Annotated in this window: 19 protein-coding genes and 1 pseudogene; 14 read left to right on the top strand and 6 right to left on the bottom strand. The window is 40.9% G+C overall.

Annotation, left to right across the window (positions count from 1 at the left end; genetic code table 11):
- Positions 1 to 9 precede the first annotated feature (9 nt).
- Positions 10 to 1,089, bottom strand: coding sequence for an efflux RND transporter periplasmic adaptor subunit (locus ACHUFZ_RS05735; RefSeq protein ID WP_394126288.1), 1,080 nt, complete (start codon positions 1,087 to 1,089; stop codon positions 10 to 12).
- Between the two features lie 207 nt (positions 1,090 to 1,296).
- Between ACHUFZ_RS05735 and ACHUFZ_RS05730 the strand changes: the two genes are divergently transcribed.
- The 8 genes from ACHUFZ_RS05730 to ACHUFZ_RS05695 all read left to right on the top strand — a co-directional run bounded on the left by ACHUFZ_RS05730 (position 1,297) and on the right by ACHUFZ_RS05695 (position 9,318).
- A complete protein-coding gene (locus ACHUFZ_RS05730) occupies positions 1,297 to 1,809 on the top strand; it encodes a magnesium transporter (protein WP_394126287.1) in 513 nt (170 codons plus the stop codon).
- A gap of 2 nt (positions 1,810 to 1,811) precedes the next feature.
- A complete protein-coding gene (locus tag ACHUFZ_RS05725; RefSeq protein ID WP_394126286.1) occupies positions 1,812 to 2,801 on the top strand; it encodes an efflux RND transporter periplasmic adaptor subunit in 990 nt (329 codons plus the stop codon).
- A gap of 143 nt (positions 2,802 to 2,944) precedes the next feature.
- The gene (locus ACHUFZ_RS05720) at positions 2,945 to 3,931 is read left to right on the top strand and encodes an AAA family ATPase (RefSeq protein ID WP_394126285.1); all 987 of its coding nucleotides are present in this window, start codon (positions 2,945 to 2,947) and stop codon (positions 3,929 to 3,931) included.
- A 6-nt stretch (positions 3,932 to 3,937) separates the two neighbouring features.
- Positions 3,938 to 4,882: a DUF58 domain-containing protein gene (locus tag ACHUFZ_RS05715; RefSeq protein WP_394126284.1), complete on the top strand. Its 945-nt coding sequence runs from the start codon at positions 3,938 to 3,940 to the stop codon at positions 4,880 to 4,882.
- A 14-nt stretch (positions 4,883 to 4,896) separates the two neighbouring features.
- Positions 4,897 to 5,469, top strand: coding sequence for a DUF4381 family protein (locus tag ACHUFZ_RS05710; RefSeq protein ID WP_394126283.1), 573 nt, complete (start codon positions 4,897 to 4,899; stop codon positions 5,467 to 5,469).
- On the top strand, positions 5,459 to 6,487 hold the full coding sequence (locus tag ACHUFZ_RS05705) for a VWA domain-containing protein (protein WP_394126282.1): 1,029 nt from the start codon (positions 5,459 to 5,461) through the stop codon (positions 6,485 to 6,487). The genes ACHUFZ_RS05710 and ACHUFZ_RS05705 overlap by 11 nt, the downstream gene beginning before the upstream one ends.
- Position 6,488: 1 nt before the next feature.
- Positions 6,489 to 8,105, top strand: coding sequence for a vWA domain-containing protein (locus ACHUFZ_RS05700; RefSeq protein WP_394126281.1), 1,617 nt, complete (start codon positions 6,489 to 6,491; stop codon positions 8,103 to 8,105).
- On the top strand, positions 8,092 to 9,318 hold the full coding sequence (locus ACHUFZ_RS05695; protein WP_394126280.1) for a hypothetical protein: 1,227 nt from the start codon (positions 8,092 to 8,094) through the stop codon (positions 9,316 to 9,318). The genes ACHUFZ_RS05700 and ACHUFZ_RS05695 overlap by 14 nt, the downstream gene beginning before the upstream one ends.
- A gap of 34 nt (positions 9,319 to 9,352) precedes the next feature.
- On the opposite strand, the pseudogene ACHUFZ_RS05690 reads toward ACHUFZ_RS05695, so the two are convergent.
- Positions 9,353 to 9,569, bottom strand: a pseudogene (locus tag ACHUFZ_RS05690) (IS5/IS1182 family transposase); the annotation flags it as partial.
- 174 nt (positions 9,570 to 9,743) lie between these two features.
- Here ACHUFZ_RS05690 and ACHUFZ_RS05685 point away from each other — a divergent pair.
- Both ACHUFZ_RS05685 and ACHUFZ_RS05680 read left to right on the top strand, forming a co-directional pair.
- Positions 9,744 to 11,606 carry a methyl-accepting chemotaxis protein gene (locus ACHUFZ_RS05685; RefSeq protein ID WP_394126279.1) on the top strand — a complete coding sequence of 621 codons (1,863 nt, stop codon included), beginning with the start codon at positions 9,744 to 9,746 and terminating at the stop codon, positions 11,604 to 11,606.
- Between the two features lie 4 nt (positions 11,607 to 11,610).
- Positions 11,611 to 12,312, top strand: coding sequence for an EAL domain-containing protein (locus ACHUFZ_RS05680; protein WP_394126278.1), 702 nt, complete (start codon positions 11,611 to 11,613; stop codon positions 12,310 to 12,312).
- Positions 12,313 to 12,452: 140 nt separating this feature from the next.
- Here ACHUFZ_RS05680 and traF read toward each other — a convergent pair whose 3' ends face one another.
- Together traF and ACHUFZ_RS05670 are read right to left on the bottom strand one after the other, a co-directional pair.
- Entirely contained in the window at positions 12,453 to 13,640 is a 1,188-nt protein-coding gene (gene traF, locus ACHUFZ_RS05675; RefSeq protein WP_394126277.1) for a conjugal transfer protein TraF, read from the bottom strand.
- Positions 13,641 to 13,989: 349 nt separating this feature from the next.
- Entirely contained in the window at positions 13,990 to 15,261 is a 1,272-nt protein-coding gene (locus tag ACHUFZ_RS05670) for an anaerobic sulfatase maturase (RefSeq protein WP_394126276.1), read from the bottom strand.
- A gap of 261 nt (positions 15,262 to 15,522) precedes the next feature.
- Here ACHUFZ_RS05670 and ACHUFZ_RS05665 point away from each other — a divergent pair, with 261 nt between their 5' ends.
- Both ACHUFZ_RS05665 and ACHUFZ_RS05660 read left to right on the top strand, forming a co-directional pair.
- A complete protein-coding gene (locus tag ACHUFZ_RS05665) occupies positions 15,523 to 17,082 on the top strand; it encodes an arylsulfatase (RefSeq protein WP_394126275.1) in 1,560 nt (519 codons plus the stop codon).
- 144 nt (positions 17,083 to 17,226) lie between these two features.
- Positions 17,227 to 18,006, top strand: coding sequence for a formylglycine-generating enzyme family protein (locus ACHUFZ_RS05660; protein WP_394126274.1), 780 nt, complete (start codon positions 17,227 to 17,229; stop codon positions 18,004 to 18,006).
- 81 nt (positions 18,007 to 18,087) lie between these two features.
- Here the strand turns inward: ACHUFZ_RS05660 and ACHUFZ_RS05655 are convergent, their stop codons facing one another.
- Both ACHUFZ_RS05655 and ACHUFZ_RS05650 read right to left on the bottom strand, forming a co-directional pair.
- Positions 18,088 to 18,681 (bottom strand): response regulator transcription factor, encoded by a 594-nt coding sequence (locus ACHUFZ_RS05655; RefSeq protein WP_394126273.1) that lies wholly within the window; start codon positions 18,679 to 18,681, stop codon positions 18,088 to 18,090.
- The gene (locus tag ACHUFZ_RS05650) at positions 18,674 to 19,867 is read right to left on the bottom strand and encodes a GAF domain-containing sensor histidine kinase (protein WP_394126272.1); all 1,194 of its coding nucleotides are present in this window, start codon (positions 19,865 to 19,867) and stop codon (positions 18,674 to 18,676) included. Before ACHUFZ_RS05650 ends, ACHUFZ_RS05655 begins: the two co-directional genes overlap by 8 nt.
- A gap of 219 nt (positions 19,868 to 20,086) precedes the next feature.
- Here ACHUFZ_RS05650 and ACHUFZ_RS05645 point away from each other — a divergent pair, with 219 nt between their 5' ends.
- A complete protein-coding gene (locus tag ACHUFZ_RS05645; protein ID WP_394126271.1) occupies positions 20,087 to 21,400 on the top strand; it encodes a TolC family outer membrane protein in 1,314 nt (437 codons plus the stop codon).
- A gap of 8 nt (positions 21,401 to 21,408) precedes the next feature.
- Positions 21,409 to 22,629, top strand: a complete 1,221-nt coding sequence (locus ACHUFZ_RS05640) for an OmpP1/FadL family transporter (RefSeq protein WP_394126270.1) — start codon at positions 21,409 to 21,411, stop codon at positions 22,627 to 22,629.
- Positions 22,630 to 22,676: the final 47 nt, after the last annotated feature.

The raw sequence follows: 22,676 nt of genomic DNA, 5'->3' as shown, positions 1-22,676 counted from the left end.
GGTCCTGTCCTACTGTGTTTTTACAATGAGGTTGGTGGCAGCGTCACCTTCAATAACGTAGGGTGAACCACTGATAACAACGAGGTCGTCGGCTTTGAAATGACTAGAAACACAAGCAACGTGTGCGTCTAAAGTACGCATCTGAACTGGCTGACGAATGATGCGTTTTTCGCGCACTAGGTTGACATGTAGGTCATTGTGCTTACCAATAAGTGCAGAGTAGGGCAGGCAGTAGACAGGTAGCTCATTACCCAGTTGACTCGAAACTGTTACAGAACGACCTGGAAGCAAAGCGTCATCCAACTCATCGAGATTGAGTGTGACGTTATAAGTTTGTTTCAGGATGTTTGGAAAGGTGGAAATTTCCGATACAGTCGCAGCTAAGTGGCGTTCTGCTTGGTGCCAACTAACCTGACTAGACTGACCAATGTGAAATTGGTTAATGAGCGTTTCTGGTACATCAATTTCAACTTCCAATTGGGTTAAATCTTGAACGTCGATGACACTGACCCCTGGCAGTATTTGTTCGTAGGCATCAAAGTTGACTCGGCCTACGACACCGTCAAATGGTGCCTTTAACTCGGTGTAGCCAAGCGCATCATGTGCACGTTGAATATTTTTATTTACAACTTTAATTGCAGATAGACTGCGCTCATATCCACTAATTGCTCGATCGAGATTTACGCTAGCGATAGCGTTGTCAGCCGTTGCCTGTTTTACGCGCTCGAGTTCAGCTTTCGCAAGTTTATGTGCAGACTCGGCTTCTAACTTACGAGCCTTTAACTCTTCGAGTGTGACTTGATAATCATGACGATCAAGGTATGCCAACACTTGGCCTTTAACGACAGAATCTCCCTGTTTGACCAGAATGTTTTCGATCATGCCTGGTACACGAAATGACAGCCCTGCTTTTTTTTGTGACAGAACAGTACCGTTGAAGTGTTTCAAACTACCGTTTTTCGTTGATTCAATTTCAATAACCTGTATGGGCTTGTCGATAGGAGGAGGAGTGTTGGTAGAAGCTTGATTACAACCAAGCAAACTTAAAGAAAGCATGGCTAAGCAGAGACGTTGTAAGTTCATGTTCATGTGATGGTCCTTAATTTTTTATCACATACTACAATTGAACGGTGTTCGAATAATTGTCTATTTTCAGGAATCACTTTTTCGAAAAATGAGATAGTCCCTATGTTTGTCATTGGACTAGTAAATTTTCGGGTGGTTACAAAGAGAGATAACCCATAGCATTCGCTCTATAAACTTCTTATTTTTTTAGCCAGACCAGCGAGGGCTGTTATGAATGTTCTAAAGAGCATAGGTCGAGTCATTTGGGCCATTATATTGGTATTTATAAAGTTTTTTGCGTTTATGGCCGTGATGTTAGGCGGTGCGTATGTGCTTGCTCCAATGGGAATGGTCAATTCCAAAGACATTGATATGAGCATGTTTACCAATACACCAAATCCCACCATGATGACCATTTTAAATAGTGAATATTTTAGTGGTTATTTGTTTGCGGTAACCATAGCGTTAGCGCTTTTTGTTGCCTACTTGCTATGGGAGATTCATGAAGTAGCCGTCCATAAAGCCAAAGAGAAAAAGAGTACTCACGTTCAACTCGTATTTGCGCTTTCTTTATGTGGTCTACTAATACATAAAGCGTGGTGGGTATTAGCTGTGATCATTGCGTTTGCGAATTGGAAGCACATTGGTTCTTCGCTGAGTCAAGTAATAAGAGATGGTATATCAAGTATGAAGTTTGATGATACAGACAATAAAGATATCAACATGAGTAAGTCGGAGCGCTAATAATGAAAGAAATTATGATTCCCTATATTTTGTTGATGTGGATACTTGTATCTACAGGAGCAATTAAATGGACTCTTAAGAGTGCTTTTTGGATTATTTCTGGCGGTGTGTTCATCTTAGTATTCTTAGGTATACTTTCTAGGTTGTGGGCACCAGTAGATATGACGTACTCTTCTACGGTAAAAGCACCTCATGCAGTTTTATCTCCAATTTTTGGTGAACAGATCGATGAGATTTTTGTTGACCATAACCAGGTCGTGAAGCAGGGTGACCCTATATATACACTTGTTGACACTACCTCTGCCGCGGAGCTTGCGAAAATTACTGCAGCGATTACAAAGCAAGAAGAGTCGATTGCTCAAATGGAGCGAGATCTTGAACGTGCTAAAACTTCTCCGGAAATCTTTAAAGAACGAGATGTTGAAAATTACACTTCACAATTGAGAATTGCCCGCTCTCAGCTTGATTCATTACAAGCTGACTACAAGAAGGTTGAATTTGTTCAATCTCTGAAAACTGTGACAGCGCCTTTTGATGGTCAAGTCGCAGTGGTGAACGTAGCAAATGGTAGCCGTGTGGGTAATATGCATATTTATGACATATCGCGTAAATTTGTTGAGATGCGAATCCCAGATCAAACGTTCCGATATGTTGAGCCTGGCCAATTTGCCGAGTTTTATGTAGACGCGTATCCAGGTGAAGTTTTCCGTGCGCGAGTACATAGTTTTACCGCGGGTACTGGTGAATCGTCAGTTTCTCCTATTCAAGGGCCACAGAGTGTACGCCAACACGTTGGTGCAAATACGAGTAGCCATGGCCGAACAGTGATATTGGAAGTTATTGAGCCTGACGGTAAGTATATTCCGATTGGTGCAACTGGCTCTGCTTGGATTTCAGCGAAGAAGCCTCATAGTCTATTAGGATTTATTGATGTTATCGGTGCAGCAACTGTCAGACTGCATTCATATAAATCATATCTAAACGCTATGTAACGTATTTAACTATTTAACCATAAAAAGCCACTTATTTAATTAAGTGGCTTTTTTAATTGGTGCAAATAAAAACTCGTATATTTACGAGTTATTTAGTCTCTCTCAACCATATAAATTGAATGCAGATAAATGGGAGGCTTAACATGAGCAATAGTGAACCTTACAATAATTTGCAGCGAACTTATCAGTCGGTCTGTCGTTCAGTTATTGGCCAAGAGGAAGTGATTAAATCAATCTTTATTGGCTTATTGGTTAAAGGGCATGTGTTGTTAGAAGGATTGCCCGGGACAGCAAAAACAAGGTCGATACAGACCCTTGCTAAGGCAATAAATGCTCAATTAGGTAGGGTTCAGTTTACGCCAGATCTTTTACCTTCCGATGTCACAGGTTCAGAAGTCTATCGTGAAGTGAATGGCAAGCCTTCAATTACCTTTGAAGAAGGCCCTATCTTTAATCAACTAGTGTTAGCTGATGAAGTAAACCGAGCTCCGGCAAAGGTTCAGGCTGCGCTGCTAGAAGCCATGGCAGAACGCACTGTAACTGTCGCGGGGCAAACCCATAAATTGCCTGAACTCTTTTTGGTGCTAGCAACCCAAAACCCACTTGACCAAGAGGGAACGTACCCCCTTCCAGAAGCTCAACTTGACCGTTTTTTGCTTAAAGTCAACGTGGACTTTCCTTCAAAAGAAGCTGAATTAGACATCATTCGCCTAGTAAGAAGTGAAGAATATCAGACTCAATGCGCAGATGATTCAAACTCGCTGCATACAAGTGTTGAAGACGTACTGATGGCACAGAAAGAAGTTTCTCAAGTTCATATAGCTCCGACTATGGAGCAGTACATTGTTAACCTTACTACGGCAACTCGATATGGTGAAGAGCACCCGAACGCCACTTTCCCGAAATGGTTAGAGGTCGGTGTTAGCCCTCGTGCTTCAATTGCGTTAGATAAATGTGCTCGAGCGCATGCCTGGTTAGATAATCGTGACTATGTTGAGCCTGATGATATCCGTGCAGTAGCTCATAGTGTTTTAGGTCATCGACTAACGCTTAACCATGAAGCGATGTATGAGCAAGTGACACCAGATATGGTGGTTGATGACCTTTTAAAGCACGTGTCTATAGGGTGATTTCTTATGAACCCGTTATATGAAGGTTTGAAGCATGATCGCCGAGTGTACACTCAACTCGATCTGTTGTATCGAATTAAACGCGCTACGAATACAAAGAGTAGGTTCCCTGAGTTAGTTTATGCGCGCAGTCCCTCCGGCTCTCATTCATCAAATCACCGAGGCCGAGGGCTGAATTTTGAAGAACTTCGCCACTACCAACGTGGAGACGATGTTCGACATATAGATTGGAAAACTACCCTGCGTACCGGTAAACCCCACATTAGGGCGTATAGCGAAGAGAAAGAGCAAAACGTACTCGTCTGTGTCGATCAACGCGAATCCATGTTCTTCAGTAGTGTTGATACTATGAAGTCTGTTGTCGCCGCAAATGTGGCTGCTTACTGTATCTGGTCCGTGATTGGCAAGGGCGACAGAATAGGTACTCTTATCTCAAGAGATGAAGAAGCAATTTTTGTTCCTTGTAAGAAAGGTGAAAGCCATGCAAAGGGAATACTTGAACAGCTACATACTCAAAATCACCGATTAGGTGAAGATATCGCCTTTGTCGATCAGAGCAAGTCTTTCTTAACGCAACTTAAGTGCATACAGAAGCGTAATGTGGTCAATACGACCATTATTATAATTAGCGATTGGTATGGACTTGAAGCGAGTTCAATGCGGCTAATACAACACCTACAAAAAAGCAATCGTATTATTGGCGTTCAAATCATTGATCCAATAGAAGCCAATATTCACGACTGGGATGGTGTGAACATTTCCGATGGCCAGCATCAGTTGCAACTGAGCCAATTTGGCCTAACAAATAATGATGTTTTGCAACAGTACAGCGATGCAGTAGAAGAGCAGTTTAAACTGTTGTCCAAACGATTATCGACTGCAGAATTTCCACTCATAACACTAACCACCGACGGGCATGAAATTGAAGCCTTTCGCAGTTATTTTCTTTGAATTTAGAGAGCGTAATGAGCGAGTCTATTTCTGAATTGACATCCAATGGTTTTGGAAACCTGATTCTATATGGATTAGGAGAGCCGACAGGCTTTCATGAACCTCTTATTGTACTAGCCATTCCTTTTACACCTCAAACCGTTGGCTGGCTAGTGGTTTTGCTCGTAGTGTGCCTATATGTTTGTCTACGAGTGCGCTCAAGTATTCTCCATTGGGCCAAAAATCGCTATCGAAAACAATACATGTCGCAACTACCAAACATTGAAAGTCATTCTTTTGAATATGACTCCTTTCGAATAATGACAAAAATACGAACAATTTCGAATAACGATAACCCGTATTATAAAGCTCATCTATTTGGGCGAGAGTGGCTTAAAGCTATGGATGAACAGTGTTCAAAGCGTTCAAATTTCGATTCAAATATTGGACGTGAATGGATGAAGCTTCTGACTGGCCAGCGTAAAGACACGATGACCTCTCATGAAAAAAAACACCTGTTGGAGTGCTGCGAATTATGGATCTTGAATCATAGTAATTCAGTAGAAAAAAAAGGTGAATTGGAAAAAGGGGGCAGCTATGGAGCTTGAGTATCCCTTGATGTTGCTTTCACTTCCGCTACCTTGGATTATTTACCGCTATGCCCCCGCTTTTCGCACGTCTGATGAGGCCATAAAAGTTCCTTTTTTTCGCCGAATCATCGAACTTAGTGGGGAGCGTCTAACAACTGGTGGCCAAGTCCTTACCCCAATGTGGTGGCAAAAATTGTGTCTTGTTTTTGTATGGTTCATGTTGGTTATTGCGGCATGCAAGCCAGTTATTTTAGGAGAGCCTCAAACCTTTACTAAGGCAGGGCGAGACCTAATGGTTGTCGTTGATTTGTCAGGTTCAATGGAGACAAGCGACTTTAAACTCCCTGGAAGTAATGAACCAATCTCCCGCTTAGAAGCATTAAAGAATGTATTGATCGAGTTTTCAGGTAAGCGGGAAGGGGACCGTCTGGGATTGATCTTGTTCGGAGACCGAGCGTACTTGCAAGCGCCTTTTACTGCAGACCACAAAACCTGGCTGTCACTTGTACAGGAAACGCAGGTGGGGATGGCTGGTCAAAGCACCCATATTGGTGACGCTTTGGGGTTAGCGATGAAAGTGATTGCTAAGGATTCGACAGCGTTTGAAGAGAATGGAGATGAATCTAATCAAGTAGAAAAAGTGATTATTTTACTCACCGATGGCAATGATACGGATAGTCAGGTCCCACCAATAGAGGCGGCCTCTTTGGCTAGAGACGTCAATGTCCGCATACATACAATTGCAATTGGAGATCCTGAAACCGTGGGAGAGTCTGCAATGAACGTTGAAGAGCTTGAAAAGATTGCTCGTCTTAGCGGCGGAGAGTCCTTCCAAGCAATGTCCTATCAAGAGCTGCAAGCTATTTACTTGACACTCAACGAACTTGAACCATCGGAATACGCTAGTTTCAGCTATCAACCCAAAATAAGTGCGCATCATGTGCCTATCTGTCTTGGCTTGGGTGTTTACCTATTTGCCTACATTGTTAACTTTATGAGCCGAGTTTCATCCGGTAGAGAAAAACTGGGTAAATAAAATGAGTAGCTTATTAGATTTTCATTTTATACGCCCTCTATGGCTTCTGGCATTAATCCCCGTTTTATTAATGGCTTACGTTGCTTTAAGACAGCAAAGTAATAGACCATCTTGGGAAAAAAAATTACCGAAACACTTGGCTCTCGCTTTAGGTACCCGTGATAAACAATGGCGTAAAAAACTACCAATAAAAGTTTGGCTAGTGGTTAGCATCATTGTGATTGTCACCGCTTCAGGCCCAACATGGAAACGAGAAACGACGCCATTTAGTGAGGACCATTCACCGCTGTTTATTGTTTTGGATACGTCAGAGTCGATGTTGGAAACGGACGTTAAACCTAATCGACTTTCAAGAGCAAAACTCAAAGTTCAGGATCTTTTGGCAGAAAACAGTAGCAAGAATACGGCATTGATAGCTTATGCTGGCAGCGCTCATCTTGCTGTTCCTTTGACACAAGATGAACACGTATTTGTTCCAATACTACAGTCACTTAGTCCAGCGGTTATGCCGCTACAAGGTAAGTATCCAGAACTTGCAGTGAGTGTTATTGAAGACCAGTTAAACAAAATGTCTCAGAAAGCGGTTTCTGCGACGATAGTCGTGCTTAGTGACGGGGTAGGAAGCAGTGCAAAAGAGTTCTATGCGGCGTTGTCACAGCGTAATGACATCTCTATTAAAGTTTTGATCTTGGGAATTGGGGATCAAACAAGAACCAGTAACATCCCGTTTGATGAACGAGGGCTAAAGATGTTCGCCTCCCAAATCAGTGGGGATTATCACAGAATGACTAGTGATGACTCAGACATAAAGTGGCTATCGAACCATATAACCAATCACACTCGTCTTAACGGAGAGCAGGCTCAGCCGTGGAAGGATATGGGGTACCCACTTGTATTTATTATTATGGCAATTTTTTTACTGTGGTTTAGGAAAGGGTGGACTGTGCATTGGTGTTTACTACCACTCATCTTGGTTATGCATGCTCAACCCGTTAGTGCTGAGAATACCGATGGCACTAGGGGTAACTTTGTGTTTATTGATTTGTGGATGACAAAAGATCAACAAGCGCAGTGGTACTTCAATCGAGGTGATTACCAAAAAGCCGCCGAGCTATTCGTCTCAACGGAGCATAAAGCACAAGCTTACTATTTAGCTGAGAACTTTGAGTTGGCCAATGCGTATTATCTACGGGTAAACAATAAGCAAGGGATGTTGGGTGCAGCAAACTCTGCAGCCCAACTGCGAGAGTATGTTGTTGCTAGGCAGATGTATAAGCAAATCCTGAGGCAATACCCGGATTTTGAAGCCGCTAAGACGAACTTATTGATCGTCGAAAAAATTATCGAAGACATTAATCGACAGAGTGAAAGCCAAGCAAATACTGAAAACGAGTCAAGCAAAGAGCTTGGAGATGCGCCACAAACAAGCGATGGTGCTGAAGAAAAAGTGGCCAAGAAACAGGTTCAAAAGCAGAAGTTTAGCGCAAATCAGTTGCGAGCTAATAAAGCCATGTTCGATGCATGGATGAAACAAGTGGAAGGCAATCAACAAGCCTTTTTGGCGACAAAATTTGCAATACAGCTACAGAAGAAGGATTCGTCTAATGAAAGCGACTAAAAAGGCTTACTTGAAGCTAATGTCATTAGTTGTTGCGTTACTTTTTCCTGCTTTTTCTGCGGCATCAACCGATCTAAGGGCTTTGCTTGATGAGGGCAAATTGAAAGTGGAAGTCTTTCTATCAGTTGAAGGGCAAACAAAGCGCGCAAACCAATTATATAGAGCAGCAGCAGTCAATGAGCAAATCGATCTCATTGTGAAAGTGTCTACCCATAGATGGTTTACTCGAGGCACTCGAGTTACTCCTCTAAGCCTTAATCAAGCCCTTGTTCAGCAAAGAGATAAGCTTGCCTCCAATTATACTGAGAAACTGCAAGGTCAAACCTGGTCAGTTCAGGAGTGGCAACTCGCCATCTATCCGCTTGATAGTGGTCGCTTTCATATACCGAACCTAACGCTCGCGGCTTCGGTGTCTTTGGAGGAAGGTGGAAGTGCAGAAGGCTATATACAGACTCCCAGTGTTAGCTTTGAGGTGATGCAATCTAATGGTGTTAACTCATCGCAGACTCCGGCATCGACAGACTTACAATTCGGTCAGACGTGGAACGAATTGGGTGACGTAAAAGTCGGAGACGCCATTACGAGAACGCTACGCATAAAGGCCGATGAAACGACAGTATCTCTATTGCCAGAACTCAACGCACTTGAATTGGTTGGTACTAATAGTTATAGCGAAGTTTTAACATCAAAAGACATGCAAAGTCGAGGACGATATTCTGCAGAAAAAACGGTTGTCCATACTTATATTGTTCATAATAGTGGCACGTTAATGGTACCGCCAATAGAGTTAGAGTGGTGGGATACTAAAACGCAAAGCATAAGAAGCGTAGAATTAACGGGTTTGGAAGTAAATATACCTCACACTCCTAAAAGTTGGTTAATGCAGTACTGGGTTCATTGTATCGTTATCGGATTACTGATTTCATTATTGACGGCCTCTGTACATTACTTTATTCGTCGCTTTGACCAAGAGAATTTACCACCAATCTTTTTCCTGATGCGCAGCCTTGTATCAAGAGATTGGAGAGAAGTGCATAGACATTTGTATAACCAAAATATGAAGAAAACAGGGCGCGTTGAAATCAGGGGGGGTGTACCTGAAAAAGAGGTAAACGAATGGTCTGAACAGCATTTTTTGCCATCTTCTCGAGCTGACAACGCGAAGGTTTCTACGGTCTTAAAATTGTGGAAAAAAATTAACAACGAACGATAGTACATGACCTATCAACTGATATCTCAATGATATAGGAAAAAACGTGTTTCACCATCAGTGCGGTAATAATAGCTAACTTGCTGAACCGGAGAGGTTTACCATGCTTGCCTTGTTTGTTTTTGCTTTCATTCGGCTATCGCTTCTCCAACAATCTAAAAAATCAGAGAGCCACAGTTGATTAAGGCTCTATTGTACTGCTTCCAGTTAGTTGTTTTGTAACGAAGTTTAGGCGTGAGGCTACGACGAACAATGGGTGTTGCCGATCAGTTCGTAACTTTATGATTTAGTTCCATCTATTTAAGCAACAAAGCTGTATAAATACTGCTGTAAATTATTTTTTTGCAAAAATCAGGTATTTTTTCTAGTAAGGTTCTTGCTCTGTTAAGAGTAGCATAGAGTCTAACTTTATACTGAGGGGAAAGGATGTGCAAAAGAAGATTTTTCAACATGTAGCTATTAGCGTTTTAATAATTACATTTCTAGTGGTTTTACTAGGTTATAACCATTTTCAAAAATCAAAAAGTCTTGAAATAAGTCGCCTTTCCTTAAATTCCCTTGATACATTAACATCTACGTTTGAAGGAAATCTTGCTTCATCCATTAATAAAGTACGCTCGATTTCACGACTCGTAAATGACGTTAACAATGACGATGATATAGAACGATACATGGAACTATTATCAGCAGTCAAAGATGAAAATAATGAATATATAGATATCTATATTGCAAATGATAAAGGTTATGTTGCATCTGTTATAGAGAACGGGTATTGGGTTGAGGGTTTTAATGCAATTGAGAAAAAACGGAATTGGTTTCTTGACGTAATTAATCAGGAAGGCGCTCATTTTCTTAGTAATGCCTACATTGGAGACAGAGGTTTGATGAATGTCACTATGTCCATCGCCTTATTGTCAGAAAAGGGGACCAGAACGGTACTTGGCTTTGATGTAGAACTCTCAAGTTTAATGCCATCGATTAAAAATACTGAGTACGCTATTGCCGATTCGAATAACGTTGTCGTCGCTACAGATAGCGTAAATATGAGTTGGTTAGGTAAGAATATTGAACAGTTGAGGCCAATGTATTTAGCTAGTTCAAGGGATAACATCATTCAGTATGCGAATGAACAAAGTGATAGATTCGCAGTAGCTTCTCAATCTGCTTATAACGGCGTGTTTACTATCTATGCAATTACACCTCTGACAGAGGTTGAAGATAATATAACAAACAATTTAGTAGCGTTGCTGATCAGCTTATTTTTCCTCGGGATATCAACTCTTGTGCTTGTGATATTTATTGTCACTAAGAATTTACTACCGCTTAAAAAACTAACCCTAGCCATCGATTTGATAAGTCAAGGAAGACTCGATACGCCGATTTCTAGCGATGGAAAAGTACCTGAGGTGAAAGCTGTTGAGCATGCGTTGGTAAAACTATCAACCGTATTTTCAGATTTCGTTTCAAATACAAAGAATGCTATATCCCGTGTAGAGGCTTCACAAAAGGAATTAGGGGGCATTTTCACATCGACCAATCGAAATGCAGTTGAGTTCTCTAAGTTGGCTGAAACAAAAAATGATTTGCTACATGTTATAGATGATGCAGCCAAAGTCTGTTCTCAAGCAATGCAGCAAACCCATCAATCAGTTTCTACCCTTGAAGAAAGCAAATCTACGTTGCATAAATCATTTAAGCTTATTGAATCAGTCTCTACCGGGATGGACAGTTCAAATCAAGGCATAATGGCACTTGTCGGAATGAGTGAAAGGATCAGTACTATTATCGATGATATAACTGCCATATCAGAGCAAACTAACTTGCTTGCATTAAACGCTGCAATCGAAGCTGCACGAGCTGGTCAACATGGCCGTGGATTTGCTGTAGTCGCTGATGAGGTGCGCTCACTGTCAATTAAGACTAAAAAGGCGACTCTTAATACTCGAAATATCGTAGACGAAATGCTTTCTCAAAGTCGAATTGTTGAAAAAGAAGCCAACGCAAATAAATCTAGAATTACTGAGTTAATGACCGTAGCGAACCAGCTTGAACTGTTTGGAAAACATATTGAAATCGAAACAGGAAACAACTTAGAGTCCGTGAAGAGCATAGAGTCTGCATTATGTAAACAGCAGACGTTTGTGACTGTTTTTGATAACCAAGTTATCGCTTTGCAAAGCGCTTTTGACTCTAATGATGAGTTGATTGAACAGTTTAGTGAGATAACGATATCAGTGTCAGAAATGGTTGATGAACTACGTAATAAAGCAACGTATTTTGAGTTAGACTGATTTTATGAATTATATTGACGCTTCCGGTAGGATGATTGAATGTGAAAGTCATCATCAAAAAATTGTCGATAGCAATTATCAGGTTATTGGCCATGAAATGCTATGTCGACTTAAGGTAGGCGGTGTTGATGTAAGCGTTGATAGTTATTTAAACTCTTTGATCATGGAAGAGCGTACTGAAACTGAAGTTGAATTAGGTTTCATGCATATGGAGTATTTTTTTACTTCTAAGCTAGAAGGGATCTGCTTTATTAACTTATCTAGCGACACGGTTTTGCATTCTGTTGACTCAGGAAGATACGAACAGATAAAAGAACGAATGAGTTCTAATAATATTCCGTTAAAGAGAGTTTGCTTTGAAATTCTTGAATCCTCTTCGCGTAATGAAGGCATGCTGTATGGGTATTTGTTATCAAAGTTGCTTCCAACAACTACCCGAGCTTTAGATGATTTTGACTATGCTGATGAAGTGGCAAGAAATCGCCTTGATAATATTGATTTTGAATTGGTTAAGGTTGATAAGAAATACATGCTATCAAATAGGTATCTAGAGCTTCTTTATATGCATTCATTATTGGTTTCTAAAGGAAAGAAAATTGTCTTTGAAGGTGTTGAAAGTGAAAAGGATTTTAAGTTTCTTTCCTCATTAAGTAATTCTTATAGTCAAGGATATTATATACACCGACCATCGCCAGTAAAGATGTAACATGAATACAATACACATTATTTTAGGAATCGAATAAATCATCAGCTAAGTGGTGTTAGCTGATGCATTATTGTTAAATGCAGACAGACTATCGCTGTGTGAAAGTAAGTTATGTGGTAAATCATTACTATTTACACGTTTTAAAAGTTCAATGTGAAATTTGCAGAGAACCCAGCAGTTTGCTTTCTACTATAAGTTAATGCGACATCCGTCTGAATTACATTAAATAGGATAAGAGCGGCACCTGTGGTGAGACTCGCTTTTTCTTCTTCATTGGCTAGATTGTCATAATATCCGAATCTTAATCGTATCGAGCGAAGGATATACTGAGACTCCATACCAACTCTTAGGTATCTAGTATTATCGTTAGTATTCAGGTAGCCCTCTCGTTCATTTAAATCGTAATCGAGAGAAAAGGTGCCAGTATCCCCTACGATACCTAGGCCTACTGTTGAAGTACGTGACAGTTCGTAAACATCTTGTTCTTTATGGCCACCCCATAGGTTTTCGACTGCAGTAGTGGAAAATTGTTTATTGCGAATGTTTTTTGAACTCACACCAATCCGTAATGGGCCATAAAACCATAGTAACCCTGCATCGAAGTTTATCAAAAAGCTAGAATTTTTATTCTCTTTAATATCGTCTAAATTAAAACGGTCAACTCGGCTTTGATACGTATACGTTGTGATCGTTTGTAATTTTGGTGTTACGCCAAATGTAAAGTGTTGATGCCCTATGGAAGCATATCGTGATAACGCTAGACCTAGTTCTTTTATTTTTACGGACTTGGTTTTAATTAATGAACTATCCTCATTGGGATTTCCGAATAGATCATACTTTATCTCTGGTTGAATGGTATCAATGCTGTAGATGGACGTATAAGCTGATATACCAGCGGTTGAGTTAGGGACAGCAAATGCCATCCCAATGCTCGTATTTAATGTCAACGAACTTCCATCAAGCGCTATAAGTGAATCGTTAGGGTCTTCATCATTTTCTATGGCATTTGATGCATCCGATAAGTTAGATACAAAGTTACCTAAAGACGTAGCCGTAGTGGTGAAAGTTGGACCTAAAAAAGCTGCGTTATCTGTAGTGCGATAGATACTAGAGAGAGCTGGATTAAAATAAGGAGCAGAGACAAAAGTCCCCGAGACCACGCCAGTTCCTCCCATTCCTACAGATTGTGCTTCTGTAAGGCCGAATGCATTACAATTCATAGAGACAAATAGACTCAAAACGTACTTTGAACTCGTGTTGGTTGTTAAAGTACGAATTGCTCGGCCAGCTGATAAATTTAGGCCAGTGTTATAGGAGATCATTTTCATGGCATGTCTCTAGGTTATTGTGTCAGCTAAATGGATACTGGTGCCGTAGGCTGCGGATAGTCTTATCGTGCAATGCAGGTAAAACGTCATTACTTTAGTGAGGCGAACATCGTAGAGCGGCGTCATACTCATACTTAAATATATTCAAAAAGCGCATACGTTTTTCGGGCTTGGAAAGGTGAATTAAAGTACGGCTTAGTAACCCGTTTCATCCTTCGTCAACTCCTAGCCATCCATTTTGAGTTGACGAATGTTTTAGTGATGAGGTGTCTATTAGTAGGTACTATTCATAATGCCTTTTGTTAGTACCGTGACGAGACATTTTTTATATTGAAATGAGTCCTTTAAGCTATCGAAAGTTGCTTTGCTTTTTAACTTCGTATCCTAGGCTTCGTACAATGTAGGACATAAAAGGGTCGATGTGTTTAAAGAATTTATGCCAACCAGAACATAAATAATTGTGGCCAGCCTCACCGTCATGAGAGCGAACGAAACGATTTTTTGGACACTCGCCATAACAAGCAAAAGCATAGTCACACTTTTTGCATTGTTGAGTTAATGTTCTCGTTTTGTTGAACCCAAATTGTTGCTGCTTCATTGAGAATGCCATGTCATCGAGTTTATTTTCGTATGCATTGCCAATTTTGTACTCTGGATAAACATAGTGGTCGCAAGTGAAAACATCGCCATTAGGCTCCATCGCTAAACCTTTACCGCAAATACTTCCTTGAGTACAAAGAGGGCTATCTTGACCTGTCCAAGAAATGAAAGCAGCTTCGAAATACTGTACGTTGACTCGGCCTAAATCGTGGTTAAACCATTCATCAAAGACTTTGCATAGAAAAGTCCCCCAGTCTTGACTTTTCACACACCAAGATTCGACGATTGAATCGGTTTCTGTTGGGTCGGTTTGTTTCGAATCCATTACTGGCATCTCGCGAGATTTCCAGTGTTGTGGCGCGGTTTGACGAAATGATTTTGGTTCGACGATTGGTATGAACTGAATTTGAGGAGAACGAACGACGTCTCTAAGAAATCGATAAATCTCAACGGGTTGTTTGCTCGTTAAACTATTTATACAAGTCAACGTTGCAAAGTTGACATTGTGTTTATGTAGTAATTCAACAGACTGCATTACTCGCGAAAAGGTGCCTCTGCCAGATTTATTTGTACGGAAGGCATCATGATACATTTGTGGGCCATCAATGCTTAATCCCACTAAAAAGTTGTTTTTGCCTAGAAACTCGCACCATTTATCATTTAGCAAGGTTCCATTAGTCTGTAAATCATTAGAAATTTTAACACCAATAGGGGCATATTTTTTTTGTAGTCTAACAATTTCCTCAAAATAAGGTAATCCGAGCATCGTCGGCTCTCCCCCTTGCCAAGAAAATATTATTTCAGGGGTGTTTTGTTGCTCAATATACTGAGAAATATAGGATTCAAGATCCTCGTAAGACATTTTAGGGGAGCAGCCTTCCTTATACTCCAGTAGGTCTTGTTTACTTAAGTAGTAGCAATAAGTGCAGTCGATATTACACGCAGCCCCAATTGGCTTGGTCATTACATGCATTCGTTTGCTAGCTTTACCATTGTGAAGGTAAGTTGTTATGGCGTTCATGTCGCGCCCCCAGTATTAATATTAAAGGTCATTTATTTCACTTGTGAATATATCAGTGACTGGGTGTTGTTTCGAATGAATATTCGTCCGGTTAAGTAAAACTGGGAAAATTACCAGTATGGATATATGAGATAGATCAACCTGAAATGATAACTAGAAAATTTGCTAGTAGGTTTGTTTTCCTTGTCGTCGTTTAATGAGTCCGAAAACATTTTTAACCATGCGTTTGGTTATTTTAATATCTTGATAAGGTGAACAATTATGTCTAAATTACTTGGACAAGTCACAGTAGGCTTGGGTGTTCTAGCAACTGCCCATGCTGCTGTAGCTGCTACATCTGAGCGTCCGAATATTCTTGTTATTTGGGGTGACGATATTGGTTATTCGAACATCAGTGCGTACAACAATGGTGTGATGGGCTACGAAACACCTAATATTGACCGTATTGCTAATGAAGGTGCACTATTTACGCACCACTATGCTCAGCAAAGCTGTACTGCAGGCCGCTCTTCTTTCATTTTAGGTCAGCACCCTTTCAGAACGGGTCTTTTGACCATCGGTATGCCTGGCTCTGATCACGGTATTCCAGATTGGGCACCGACTATTGCAGATGTACTTAAGAACAAAGGCTATGCAACGGGTCAATTCGGTAAGAACCACCTTGGTGATCAAGATAAACACCTGCCTACAAACCATGGTTTTGATGAATTCTTCGGTAACTTATACCACCTGAATGCAGAAGAAGAGCCAGAAACATACTACTACCCTAAAGACCCTGCGTTTAACAAAAACTTTGGCCCACGCGGTGTCATCCACGCGTTTGCTGATGGTCGCGTAGAAGATACAGGTCCTATGACTCGTAAACGTATGGAAACAGCGGATGATGAGTTTGTAGGTGCGTCTATTAAGTTTATTGAAAAAGCAGTTAAAGAAGACAAGCCATTCTTTACTTGGGTAAACGCTTCGCGTATGCATATCCACACTCGTCTACAAGATAAATGGGATGGCATTACAGGTGTGGGTATTTACCCAGACGGTATGACAGAGCACGACTATCACGTTGGTTTGCTTTTAGACAAGTTAGAAGAACTGGGCATCGACGACAACACAATCGTTGTTTACTCTACAGATAACGGCGCTGAGAAATTTACATGGCCTGACGGCGGTACTTCACCATTCCACGGTGAAAAAGGTACTACCTTTGAAGGTGGTATGCGCGTCCCTCAGCTAGTGCGCTGGCCAGGTACAATTGAACCGGGTACAAAAGTTAATGCAATGATGTCTCATGAAGACTGGTTGCCAACATTTGCTGCTGCTGCTGGTATGGATGATGTTGTCGGTGATCTTAAGAAAGGCGCTAAGTTCAACAACAAAGAGTGGCGTGTACACTTAGACGGTCACAACTTTAAACCGTTCTTTGAAGGTAAAGAAGATAAAGGCCCTCGTACTACTAAATTTTACTTTAGCGCTAACGGTGAGCTAAACGCACTTCGCTGGAATGAATGGAAAGCGACATTCGCAATGATGGAAGGTAATATGCAATCTGCGGTACGTATGGCTCCAGCTTGGCCTGAGCTAACTAACTTGTACGCAGACCCATACGAAATTGCGGCGCATGAATCACCAATGTATGTACGTTGGATGATCGATAACATGTGGCTGTTTGTACCTATGTCACAAGAAGTACAGAAGTTCTTTGCTTCACTAGAAGGTTACCCTATGCAGAAAGGCCAAGGCTTTAGTGCAGCAGGTATCAACTACAATACGCTTCAACTTCAAAAAGTGATGAAGCAGCTTCAAGCTACACAAAAAGCACAATAGCGTTTCCCCCCGCTATAGTGATGTCAAAGGCCCAACCTAGTGTTGGGCCTTTCTCGTAAAACTACGAGCAGAATCGCTCGTATCAATGATGTACAGTTTAATTATAGCTTTCAAATATACATATATTGCATAGAGGTACCAGTAATGAAGAATTTAATGATGGCCGTGACGGCTGCCGCCTTCCTACAGGGCTGTTCGACTTCTTTATTTATGGAAGCAGAGGATATCGCGCTTAGGGACAAAATTATGTCGCAAATGGTTCATGTTGCCGGCGGCGATTATGAGCTTGGCGAGTCATGTGAAGAAGATGCCACTGCTTGTCCGGCCACTACTGTAGCAGTGAGTAGCTTTTACATATCAAAGTTTGAAATGACTCAGGATATATTCTTTGATGTGGTTGGTAATGATGTGAGTTACTTTCGCGGCGACAATATGCCAGTGAATCATGTTACGTGGCAGCAGGTTCAGTATTTTATAGAACAACTTAATAAACGAACAGGGAAGAATTTCAGATTGCCAACCGAGGCCGAGTGGGAGTTCGCGGCTAAAGGTGGCAACCAATCACAAGGTTTACGTTTTAGTGGTTCTAATAACATAGATGATGTGGCTTGGTACAAAGGTAACGCGAAGAATAAAGCGCACTCTGTGGGATCTAAATTGCCAAACGAATTGGGTTTGTATGATATGACTGGCAACGTAGGAGAGTGGGTGCAAGATGCGTATGAGGCAGGATACAATCGTTTTGAATCACTCAGTGACCCGATCAACGATATAGATTCTGAACATCACCTTGCGTACAAATCGGTAAGAGGTGGTAGTTTCTCGTACCCTCCAGAGTCGTCAAAGAATACTAGTCGAGATTTTGCGAGTCAGACAGCGATGATGGCGGATATTGGCTTTCGTTTAGTTTTATCTGAAGAGTAACGCTAATTTATTAAACTGAAGCTTGGATCTTATGTTGCTCAGGTGATGATATGACATACCGCCTGAGCACCAATTAGAGCCTTATTTTACTAAACCATGTCTCAATGCGTACTGAACTAAAGCCGCGCCAGTTTTAACATCAATCAATTTCATCATAGTGTATTTGTGGAACTCGACAGTGCGGGATGAGATGAAAAGTTCATCTGCCACTTGCTTTGCTGATTTACCTTCTGCCAGTAATCTTAAGACACTTAACTGACGAGAGGTAAGTTGAGGTTTATCTTCGTTGATAGTAATTGACTTAGAGAGATACTTTTCCCCGGAAAGTACAGTCTCAACAGCTTGAATAAGTTCATTTGCTGCTTCGTTCTTTAAAACGTAGCCAAGAGCGCCAGCAGCAAAAGCACCTTCCGCGTACTCTTGCTCTTCGTGCATTGTGAGACAAATAATCTTGACGTCCTTATTAAGCCTTTGTATTGCGGCTGACGCAGCAATTCCGGTCATATCGCCCATGCTAACATCAGTAATAACGAGCTCAGGGTTATGTTGTTTCACGAGTTCTATTAGCTCTTCCCCGGACTGCGCGATAGCGATAACATCATGCTCTTTATTTAAAATGCCAGCAACGCCTTGCGCTACGATGAGGTGGTCATCGGCCAGAATTATTCTACTCATAATACCCCTGTATGTTTGGAATCTTAATATCTATTGAAAAACCACCGTCACTTGGTGAATTGAATGTGACTTCGCCATTAAATTGAAGTGTTCGCTCAGTGATGCTTCGTAGACCGATATTAGTCTTAGTTTGTAAACCTTCAAGATCGCAGCCTATGCCGTCATCAACAATTTGGAAGTTGAGAACTGAATCTTTAATTTCTAAAATAACAAATACTGCAGAAGCCTTAGCATGCTTTGCTACGTTATTAAGGGCTTCTTGCAAAATTCGGTAAAGGTTGAGTGATAGAGCTTTGCTGAGTGTTTGAAGAGGGGAAATCAAGGTTTGGATTTCAAAATCTTTTAACTCTGAGATTCTTCGGCATTCAGCAATTATAGCAGGAGTAAGACCCAAGTCGTCTAATATTGCAGGGTGTAATGAACGCGATAGAGCCTGCATTTCAGTGGCAACGAGTTGGATCTGATGCTGAAGTTCACGCAAACTAGTTTCAATTTGACTATTTTCAGCTTGGCCAACTAAGTTCGAAGCTTCAAATGTCAAAAGTGCCATTTTTTGAGAAAAGTTATCATGTAATTCTCTAGACAATAAGTTCCGTTCGACTTCTTGGTTGCGAATAAGATCTCGAGAAAGCTTTTCTAGTTCAATGTTTTTATTTTGAATGGTTTGCCAGTATGAGTACCTTTCATAGGTGGCCGCAAGGATCTGTCCAAAACTCTGCATACGTTGGACAGTCGTATCGCTCCAACTCTCTTTCCCTGTATATCGACTCGCATTGATGCTTCCCCAAATACTACCCCTAACTTTGATAGGAATGGCAATATGAGAAATGATGCCTTCTTGTCGAAAGTAATAGTCGTCTTCAGTAGAAAAAACCGCTTGCAGGTTGTCCTTAGTAATTATTACAACTTCACCACTCGCTATGAGTTCTAGATAATGAGCTGTTGCTCCAACGTTAGGAGTTAAGACTGGACGGTAGCCGTCTTCTACAGCAGAAAAAACAGATTGAAATCCATTATTTTCATCCATCCGTAACAGAGACATTCGCTGAGCCGAAATGTACGGCAAAAACGATTTTAATGAATGGCTGATCGCTGATGGTAAGTCTGCTGTGTCATTGTCAAGCAACCACTTTGATATTTCGATAGTAAATTGTTCGATTTCAGAAAAACTCTCTAGTTCATTCATTGTATTCGACTCGTGTATTCAATTTAACACTGATTATTATCACGTCTAATTGGAAACGAAACCAGAGTCTATGTGTGACTTTGATCATGGCTCGTGGAACCTTTATCAACAACTGGGAAAATTTCGAGTTTAGGTAAGTGATTTGGCGATTTAAGATCCAGTTAACCGTAACCTCCCAAATAGTTATTGGGCAGCCTTTTAATACAACTGGAAATAGAAATGGATAAAGTTATTGCTCGTGTTCTATGTACAAGTTTACTTTGCAGTGGTCAAGCCCTTGCTGTGACGTTCGAAGAAGTTTACGAAGACGCAAAGAACAATTCACCAATGCTGAATCAAGCAAACGCAAAGCGGGAACGATTGCATGAGAACATTGAGCAACAAACTGGTGCGCTATTACCTCAGGTAAATTTGTCTGCGAGTTATGTTGTTAGTGAAGGTGACAGTTATGATATTGAACGAAGTAACGCCTCTATCGCAATGCAACAGGTGATTTACGACGAATCAAGTTGGCAAAGGTTGTCTCTTAGTGAGTTAAATGCTCATTATGCAGATGTCCAGTTTGATGACCTCAAGCAGAGTTTTATATTGTCGGTAGCGACATCATATTTCAATGTTCTTAAGGCTATTGACAAACTGACATTGACACAGGCGGAAAAGAAAGCGGTTAGAGAACACCTTAATCATACCAAGAAGCGATTTGACTTAGGTCTGTCTACAGCTACCGATGTTTATGATGCGCAAGCAGAATATGACCAGATGTTAGCGAACGAAATTACCGCTAAGAACCGAGTTAAAGATAGAAAGCATGAGTTATGGTTATTAACCAATCAAAGATATAGCGAACTGTCTCCGTTAGATACAAATAAATTTAGTCACGGAATACCCAACTCTAAAGTTGATGAACTATTTCAACAAGCAAAAACAGAAAACTTGCAGTTGTTAGCTGGACGAATTTCTATGGAAATACACAAGGCTAAAATTGACTATGCGAATTCTGGCCACGCTCCAAATGTAAAATTAAATTCAAGTTATCAGCACACAAACTATCGTAATGGCGATGTATTAGATCCATATACTGATGATGGTGATACATGGAATGTGGGAATTATGATGAATGTGCCTATTTATACAGGTGGTCAGATTAGTTCAAGTGTTAAACAGGAAAAATTCGCACTTGTAGAATCGCAAGAGCAATTTGATTCTATGATTCGAAAAACGGAGCAAAACATAAATAAGCTGCACAATGATATTATTTCAAACTCTGAACTCATAAAGGCTCATACCCAGTCTACAAAGTCTGCAAAAGAATCGCTTAAAGCAACAGAGTCGGGATTTGATGTTGGAACACGTTCTATTATCGATGTTTTGCAAGCCAGTCGTCGACTATATAGTTCAAATAGAATGCTGTCTGAAGCACAGTATGATTACATTATTAGTAAGTTATCATTGAAATATCAAGTTGGGACGATTAGTGAACAAGATGTCCGTGATATTTCTAAAGGTTTGCACATTAAAAAAATTAAAATATAGGAACAAAAATGTTACTTAACAGAAAGTCACTTATCGCCTTGTCGATTTTTTCGGCATCAAATGCAATGGCAGGTGCTTATATCTTCCCTGAATTGGGAATGATGAGTGTGAGCACTGCTGGTGCCGGGGCACAAGCGATTGCTGAAGGTGCAGAGACAGCGTTTGCCAACCCTGCGGCAATGACACGACTAGAAACCGATACAATTGCATTCAATTTTCAGGGGATGGTTTCTCAAATAGACTACACGGACACTGGCTCTACGGGGATTTTCGATGGCGGAGCTGAAAAGACTTCGGCTGGTACTAAAATGCCAGCAGGCTCTTTTTATTACGTAAAACCAGTTAACGATAAGTTTTCTGTCGGCTTCGCGTTAGCTTCAGCCGGTGGTTCGGCAATAGATTATGGCCCTAACTTTTCAGGTTCACTATTATTGCAAGATGCAACCTTAATGACTGTTCAACTTAATCCTAGTGTTGCCTACAAGGTAAACGATGAGCTTTCTATTGGCCTTGGCTTAGTAGGTGAACTTGGGTATTTGAAACAAAACTTTGCAGGGAGCAGGGACACAACGTTACCAGCATTGCAAGGAAGCGGTGATAGCCTGGAATTTGGCTACACAATCAGTGCTCACTACGAGGCAGACGAAAATAACCGATACGGTATAGTTTATCGTTCGGAAACGAACCATGACATGGATGGGAAGTTAGAAAGTAATCAACGATCTACCAACGCTTCGTTTAATATCATTATGCCATCAATGGCACTTGTAAGTGGTTACCACAGCATTTATCCAGAGCTTGCTCTATTATGGAGTGTAGGTTGGAGTGATTTTAGTAAAGTACAGGAAACGACAGTTACACTTACAAATATTGATGCAGCCATAGCGCGAGAGTGGGAAGATACCTATTCAGTAAGTGTAGGTGCGCATTACCAAATTCAGCCAAAGCTAAGATTGGAAGGGGGCGTATATTATGAAACATCACCTCAAGATGATCCTAAATTTCAGTACCCTGACGTACCTACAGGCGAAATATGGAAGTTTGCTACCGGTGCGACATATGATCTAACGTCAGATTGGCGTATGCAAATGTATTATGAGTTCCTCTACGGAGGTCATCCGAAAATTGAATATACGACATTTGATGACACGATCATTGAAAGTCAACTGTCCGGGGAATATAGTGCAAATGTCCATTTCTTTGGCGTGATGATGAATTATAGCTTCTAAATTGAAATTAGATAAAAGCCCGATGTGTTCGGGCTTTTTTTATGTCT

This window comes from Vibrio hepatarius (assembly GCF_043642085.1).
Taxonomy (GTDB): Bacteria; Pseudomonadota; Gammaproteobacteria; order Enterobacterales; family Vibrionaceae; genus Vibrio; species Vibrio hepatarius_C.
This window is presented reverse-complemented; position numbering and strand designations above follow the sequence as displayed.